Here is a 7,036-nt window from a genome sequence, read left to right on the forward strand (position 1 = left end):
GCAGAGGAGAACCAGATGACGACCAGCACGCTCGACGTGGCTCCGGCCACGATCCCGGCCGCGCCCGCGCCCGCCCGAGGTGGGGGCCGGCTCTCCCGGCTCAGCGCGGCGGTGGGCGTGGTGCCGTTCCTCGCGTACGTGGTCATCTTCTTGATCGTGCCGACGGTGACCGTGGTCATCGGGGCGTTCGTCGAGGAGGGCCGGCCGAGCCTGGCGAACGTCCGCGACCTGGCCAACGCCGCCGTCTTCTCCTCCCTCGCCAACAGCCTCGCGCTGTCGGCGGTGACGGCGCTGATCGGCGGGATTGTCGGCGCACTGCTCGCGTACGCGGTGGTGACCGGGCGCCCCGACGGGCTGCTGCGGCGGCTGGTCACCAGCATCTGCGGCGTGCTCGCCCAGTTCGGCGGAGTCACCCTGGCGTTCGCGTTCATCGCGACGCTCGGCATCTCGGGGGTGCTGTCGGTGTGGCTGGATGCCCACCTCGGCACCAGCCTCACCAGCAGCACCTGGCTCTTCGGGCTCAAGGGCCTGGTGCTGGTCTACGCCTACTTCCAGATCCCGCTGATGGTGATCGTCTTCCTGCCCGCGCTCGACGGCATCCGGGTGCAGTGGCGGGAGGCGGCGGAAAACCTGGGTGCCACCACCTGGCAGTACTGGCGGCTGGTTGGTCTGCCGCTGCTGACGCCGGCCTTCCTCGGCTCGGTGCTGCTGCTCTTCGCCAACGCCTTCGCGGCCTACGCGACCGCCGCCGCGCTGGTCAGCCAGGGCAACCCGATCATCCCGCTGTGGATCCGTTCGGCCCTGACCAGCGAGATCGTGCTCGGACACGCCAACTTCGCGTACGCCCTCGCACTGGAGATGATCATCATCGTCGCGCTGGTGATGACCGGTTACAGCGTGCTGCTGAAGAGGACCTCCCGGTGGCTGGGGTGACCGGCACGCAGGTCCGGTCGCCGCGGCACGGCGCCCGGGTACGGCTGCAGGGATTCCGGGTGGTCGTGCTGGTGCTCACCGGGGCCTTCTTCGTGGTGCCGCTGGTGGCGATGCTCGACTTCAGCACCCGGCTGTTCAACGGCGAGGGCCGTACCTGGGCGGCCTGGAAGCTGCTCGGAACCGACCCGCTGCTCCGCGGCGCGATCGGCACCTCGCTGCTGCTGTCCCTGTTCACGGTGATCGGCATGATCGTGCTGCTGGTGCCGACCCTGATCTGGGTGCGGCTGCGGGTGCAGTGGTTGGCCCGGACGGTGGAGTTCCTCTGCCTGCTGCCGCTCACCGTGCCGCCGCTGGTGGTCATCGTCGGCCTCACCAACGTGACGGCCTGGCTGTCCTACCTCTTCGGCGACACCCCGTACTGGCTGGCGTTCCTCTACGTCGTCCTGGTGCTCCCGTACGCCTACCGCGCCCTCGACGCCGGCCTGTCGGCCATCAACGTCGCCACCCTGGCCGAGGCTGCCCGCAGCCTCGGCGCCGGCTGGTTCACCGTGATCACCCGGGTGATCGTGCCCAACATCAAGACGGCGCTCATCTCGGCCTCGTTCATCTCGATCGCCCTGGTGCTCGGTGAGTACACCTTCGCCTCGCTGCTGAACTTCGACACCCTGCAGGTCGTGATCGCCCAGCAGAGCAAGGCCAACGCCCAGGAGTCGATCGCCGCCTCGCTCGCCTCCATCCTCTTCGCCGCCGTGCTGCTGATCGGTCTGTCCTTCGTCAGCGGCGGCCGCCGGGCGCGCAAGACCGTCGGTAACGCCCTCGTCCCCAGCCCGGCTCAGCCGAGCACCGCCGCCACCCCCGGAGCCGACTCATGACCGCAACGACCACCACCAGCAGCAGCACCAACACCACCGCCGCCGACCGGACCTCGGTCGAGGTCCGACTGGAGGACCTGCGCCGCACGTACGGCACGGTGCACGCCCTCGACGGGCTGTCGATCACCCTGGCGCCCGGCGAGCTCGTCGCGCTGCTCGGACCGTCGGGTTGCGGCAAGACGACGGCGCTGCGCATCCTGGCGGGGCTCGACGAACCCACCTCGGGCCGCGTGGTGGTCGGTGGCCGCGACCTCACCTCGGTGCCGGCGAACAAGCGCGACATGGGCATGGTCTTCCAGGCGTACTCGCTGTTCCCGCACCTGACCTCGCGGGCGAACGTCGAGTTCGGGCTCAAGCTGCGCGGCGTGTCCGCAGCCAAGCGGCGGACCCGCGCGCTGGAGATGCTGGAGCTGGTCGGCCTCGCGGTGCACGCCGAGCGCTACGCCAGCCAGCTGTCCGGCGGTCAGCAGCAACGGGTGGCGCTGGCCCGGGCGCTGGCCTTCCAGCCCTCGGTGCTGCTGCTCGACGAGCCGCTGTCGGCCCTTGACGCCAAGGTCCGCGCCCAGCTGCGCGACGAGATCCGCCGAGTGCAGCTCGAGGTGGGGACGACGACGCTCTTCGTCACCCACGACCAGGACGAGGCGTTGGCGATGGCCGACCGGGTCGGGGTGATGAACGCCGGCCGGCTCGAGCAGCTGGACGCGCCCCAGGTGCTGTACGCGGCCCCGCGGAGCGCGTTCGTCGCCGACTTCGTCGGCCTGATGAACCGGGTGCCGGCCGAGGTCGCCGACGGTCAGGTCACGGTGCTCGGCGCCCGGCTGCCGACGCTGGAAGGCTCGGTCACCAGCGGCCGCGGGCTCGCACTGATCCGGCCGGAACAGCTGGTGCTCACCCCGGGCGATGGGTCGGCCCGGGTCGTCTCGGTCTCGTTCCAGGGGCCCATCTCACGGGCGACGGTCCGGACCGCCGACGGCACCGAGCTGGTCACCCAGCTCAGCGGCTCCGCCGGCGCCCGACTGGTCGAAGGCACCCCGGTCGAGGTGTCGGTCGACGCCGCGGGCCTGCTCGTCGCCGCCAGCTGAGCCGTTCCGCCCCTGCCCACGGGCCGGACCGCGACTTTCGTGCCGGGGGAGACCCCGGCCGGTCACTTCACACCCTGACGGGCGTCGTTGCGCCCCCTGCAGGAGGTGTGAGGTCGCCCGTGGGTGTGAAGTGACCGGGCAGGATCGTGCGCGGCGGGGACGGCAGAACCCTCTGTCCCCGGACTCGGTGGGGGCAGAGGGTTCTGTGCTGTCCTGCTCACGCTCGGTCAGGTCCTCGAGGCGCTGTCTTCCTCATGCGCTCGCAGAACGCGAAAAGCGCGTCCTACTCACTTGATCGTTCAGACAGGGCCCGGACCTGACCTGACGGCGCTCGCAGAAGTCTCGGTCGATCAGTGGAAGCTGTCGCCACAGGCGCAGGAGCCGGTCGCGTTGGGGTTGTCGATCGTGAATCCCTGCTTTTCGATGGTGTCGACGAAGTCGATCGTCGCGCCCATCAGGTACGGCGCGCTCATCCGGTCGGTGACGACGTTGACGCCGCTGAAGTCCTTGACCACGTCGCCTTCGAGGTTGCGCTCGTCGAAGAAGAGCTGGTAGCGCAGTCCGGAGCAGCCACCCGGCTGCACCGCAACGCGCAGCGCGAGGTCGTCGCGACCCTCGCCGTCGAGCAGCGCCTTCACCTTGCCCGCCGCCACATCGGTCAGCAGCACGCCGTCGGCCATGGTCGGCATGCCGAGGTTGGTCTGGTCAATCGCCGTCATATTGGTCTCCCGCTTCGTAAGGGCACTTCCGAGTGGGGACAACCGGAGTCCAGATGCGGCTATTCCCTCGGCCCCAGTGTAAAGCCGCCTCCCGAGCAGTCCAACCCTCGTGCCGGACGCGTTCACCAGGACCAGGACCGGCTCACGCGGCGCGCCGTGGCCGCGAGCTCCTCGGCGGTCACGTCGCCGCCGGCCGGGGCGTCCGCCGTGGACTCCCGGACCGCGTACGCCGCCTCGATGCCCATGGTGCGCATCTCGCGGGCGCCGACCAGCACCTCCCCGGCCACGATGATGCACGGGCACAGCGCCGCACCCGCTCGCCGCGCCATCTCCGCCACCACGCCGCCACCGCGACGCGCGAAGTCGAACACACCGGTACCGGTGACGGCGAGGTCCGCGCGCCGCAGCGCCGCCGCAGCGCGCGGGTCCCCCAGCGCGAGCGCCGGCCCGGTGGCCAGGGTGCCGCCGAGCGCGAGCACCGCCAGCCCGAGACCACCGCACGCGCCAGCGCCGGGGAGGTCCACTCCCCCGGGCGCGACCAGCTCGACCAGCCGGGACAGGGTCACGTCGGTCGCCAGCAGCTCGGCCGGGTCGTACCCGTCGGCCCGGCCGCGCAGCGACGTGATCCCTCGGAGGCCGAGCAGCGGCCGCGCGGTCTCGGCGCCGGGGACCACGCCGACCAGCCGGGCGCCCGCGAGAAGCTGACGTACGGCGGCGAGGTCGATCCACCCGAGGCCGTGCAGCCCGGCGACGCCAGCGTCCAGACAGATGTCGGCCGTTGCCCCGAGGGCGGCAAGAAAGCCTGCCCCGCCGTCGTGGGTGTCGAGCCCCGCCAGGTCCACCAGCACGGTGGCGGCCGGGTGCTCCCGTTCCCAGAGCGCGTGCCGCAGCGCCCGGCCGAGGGCGTACGAGCTGGCGCTAGCGGGAATGCCTCCCTCGGCGTCCGGGGCGGAGTCACCGGAGACCGCGACGACCAGCGCGTCCGGGGCGTGCGCCCAGCTGGTCAGCCGGCCGTCCAACACCCCGGAGACCAGGGGGACCTCCCAGCCGTCGGCGGTCGCTTCGGCAAAACCGACGCCCGCGTCACCGATCGGGACGACCGCGGTCGCCGCGGACGCCCAGCCCTCCGCCAGCGCCTGTCCGGCCCGCGACGACGACAGCGCTCCGACCCTGTCCGACGCCACGACCACCCGCATGCCGGGCATCCTCGCACCTCGGCGGAGAGCCTGGCCGGGCGCCGGTCCACCGTCCGGACAGGCGCTTCTCGAGCTGGCATCAGCAGCCGCGGCGAGGAACACGGTCCTTGACGAGCGCGCGCTGGCCGAGCGCTGCCGGGAAGGCGGCCACGAGCAGGACTCGATGGCGGCACTGGTCCTGCACATCCACCGCGAGCTGATCCACCACCTCGCCGAGATCGCCCTGCTCCGCGACCTCTACGCCCACCGGGCCTGACCCGGTCCCACGTAGGATCTGCCCGTGACGACCACCGCACGGCCCTCGACACCACTGTCGCTGCACCTGCTCGGCCGCGGGTCCGACCCACGGTCCGAACGCGGCGTCGAGTGCCCGGGCGACCTGCCCGCCGCCTCCGACCCCGGTCTGGTGGAGCGCGCACGCCAGGCGAAGGCCGCTCTGGGTGAACGGGTGTTCGTGCTCGGTCACCACTACCAGCGCGACGAGGTGATCCAGTTCGCCGACGTGACCGGCGACTCGTTCAAGCTCGCCCGTGAGGCGGCGGCCCGGCCCGCGGCGGAGTTCATCGTCTTCTGCGGCGTGCACTTCATGGCCGAGTCGGCTGACATCTTGACCTCGGCTGACCAGAAGGTCGTGCTGCCCGACCTCGCGGCCGGCTGCTCGATGGCTGACATGGCCCGGCTCGGCCAGGTCGAGGACGCCTGGGACGTGCTCGCCGACGCCGGCGTCGCCGACGTGACCGTGCCGGTGACCTACATGAACTCCTCCGCCGACATCAAGGCCTTCTGTGGCCGGCACGACGGGGTCGTCTGTACCTCCTCGAACGCGAAGTCGGTCCTCACCTGGGCGTACGCGCGCGGTGAGAAGGTGCTGTTCCTGCCCGACCAGCACCTCGGCCGCAACACCGCGGTGCTCGAGATGGGCATCGGCCTGGACGAGTGCGTCGTCTACGACCCGCACCAGCCCGGCGGTGGGCTCACCGTCGAGCAGCTCCAGGCGGCGAAGATGATCTTGTGGCGCGGCCACTGCTCGGTGCACGGCCGGTTCAGCGTCGAGGCCGTGCACGACGTACGGGCCCGCATCCCTGGCGTCCAGGTGATCGTCCACCCCGAGTGCCAGCACGAGGTGGTCCTGCTGGCCGACCAGGTCGGATCGACGGAGTTCATCATCTCGGCGATCGAGAAGGCGCCGCCCGGATCCCGCTGGGCCGTCGGTACCGAGCTCAACCTCGTGCAGCGGCTGGCCCGAGCCCACCCGGAGCAGGAGATCGTCTTCCTCGAGAAGCACGTCTGCTACTGCGCGACGATGAACCGGATCGACCTGCCGCACCTGGTCTGGGCGCTGGAGAACCTGGCCGCCGGCCACCTGGTCAACCAGATCACGGTCGACCCGGAGACCGAGCGCTACGCCAAGGCCGCCCTGCAGCGGATGCTCGAGCTGCCCGGTCCGACCGCCCGGGACTGAACGAGCTGTCCGAAGCCCGTTGCCCTTGAGGACAACGGCGTCTGGCAGGTCGGGTCAGCCGGGGATGAGGCCTTCGTCAGAGGTGCTGAGCAGCTCGCGGATCTCCTCCAGCGTGGAGTCGCCCCCCGGCAGGATCAGGTCGGAGTCGGACAGCTCGTCGTCCGGGACCGGCGTCCCGACGCTGCGGACCGCGTGCAGCAGGGCGAGCAGGGCGGTGGTCAGCTCGGTCTCGTCATCGGTGGAGACGGCGTCCTCGACGGCGTCGTCCAGGCGGTTGAGGTCAGGCAACGCTCCGTCGTCGACCCGCCACTGACCCTCGTTGAGGATGCGGACGATCATCGCAGGTCACCGGCGTTCGGCTGGGCCTCCGGTTGCACCTGGGTGATCGGCGGCGGGGTGGCCGCGACCGGCTGGCTGGCGATCGCCGGGGTGCTCTGGCTCGACCCAGCGGGCAGCGACGCCTTCATCCGGCTCAGCTCGTCCTCGACCTCGGAGGTGGAGGCCAGCTGCTCGAGCTCGAGGGTGATGTCGTCCTTGGTGGTGCCGGTCGCGTCGTCGAGCGCTCCGCTGGCCAGCAGCTCGTCGATCGCACCCGCCCGGGCCTGCATCTGCAGCGTCTTGTCCTCGGCCCGCTGGACCGCGAGACCGACGTCACCCATCTCTTCGCTGATCCCCGAGAACGCCTCGCTGATCCGCGTCTGGGCCTCGGCGGCGGAGTAGGTGGCCTTGATCGTCTCCTTCTTGGTGCGGAAGGCGTCGACCTTGGCCTGCA

8 protein-coding genes are annotated in these 7,036 nt (G+C 71.2%); 4 read left to right on the forward strand and 4 right to left on the reverse strand.

The features are described 5' to 3' along the window. Nucleotides 1–15: 15 nt before the first annotated feature. Genes ACFE76_RS19175 through ACFE76_RS19185 form a run of 3 tightly spaced genes read left to right on the forward strand, consistent with a single transcriptional unit; the run spans nucleotide 16 to nucleotide 2,887 of the window. Nucleotides 16–933: an ABC transporter permease gene (locus ACFE76_RS19175; protein WP_375433384.1), complete on the forward strand. Its 918-nt coding sequence runs from the start codon at nucleotides 16–18 to the stop codon at nucleotides 931–933. Further along, complete coding sequence (locus ACFE76_RS19180) at nucleotides 921–1,805, forward strand: ABC transporter permease (protein WP_375433385.1); 885 nt, start codon at nucleotides 921–923, stop codon at nucleotides 1,803–1,805. The genes ACFE76_RS19175 and ACFE76_RS19180 overlap by 13 nt, the downstream gene beginning before the upstream one ends. Beyond that, nucleotides 1,802–2,887: an ABC transporter ATP-binding protein gene (locus tag ACFE76_RS19185; RefSeq protein WP_375433386.1), complete on the forward strand. Its 1,086-nt coding sequence runs from the start codon at nucleotides 1,802–1,804 to the stop codon at nucleotides 2,885–2,887. Before ACFE76_RS19180 ends, ACFE76_RS19185 begins: the two co-directional genes overlap by 4 nt. Nucleotides 2,888–3,237: 350 nt before the next feature. On the opposite strand, the gene ACFE76_RS19190 is transcribed toward ACFE76_RS19185, so the two are convergent. Beyond that, the gene (locus ACFE76_RS19190; RefSeq protein WP_375433392.1) at nucleotides 3,238–3,576 is read right to left on the reverse strand and encodes a HesB/IscA family protein; all 339 of its coding nucleotides are present in this window, start codon (nucleotides 3,574–3,576) and stop codon (nucleotides 3,238–3,240) included. A 152-nt stretch (nucleotides 3,577–3,728) separates the two neighbouring features. Then, nucleotides 3,729–4,802, reverse strand: coding sequence for a glycerate kinase (locus tag ACFE76_RS19195; RefSeq protein ID WP_375433387.1), 1,074 nt, complete (start codon nucleotides 4,800–4,802; stop codon nucleotides 3,729–3,731). Between the two features lie 280 nt (nucleotides 4,803–5,082). Between ACFE76_RS19195 and nadA the strand changes: the two genes are divergently transcribed. Next, entirely contained in the window at nucleotides 5,083–6,264 is a 1,182-nt protein-coding gene (nadA, locus tag ACFE76_RS19200; protein ID WP_375433388.1) for a quinolinate synthase NadA, read from the forward strand. Between the two features lie 54 nt (nucleotides 6,265–6,318). On the opposite strand, the gene ACFE76_RS19205 is transcribed toward nadA, so the two are convergent. Beyond that, complete coding sequence (locus ACFE76_RS19205; RefSeq protein WP_375433389.1) at nucleotides 6,319–6,603, reverse strand: hypothetical protein; 285 nt, start codon at nucleotides 6,601–6,603, stop codon at nucleotides 6,319–6,321. Beyond that, a partial coding sequence (locus ACFE76_RS19210) for a PspA/IM30 family protein (protein ID WP_375433390.1) occupies nucleotides 6,600–7,036 on the reverse strand: 437 nt, incomplete at its 5' end. The genes ACFE76_RS19205 and ACFE76_RS19210, both read right to left, overlap by 4 nt.

It is taken from the genome of uncultured Friedmanniella sp. (assembly GCF_964244005.1).
In the GTDB taxonomy this organism is placed as follows: Bacteria; Actinomycetota; Actinomycetes; order Propionibacteriales; family Propionibacteriaceae; genus Microlunatus.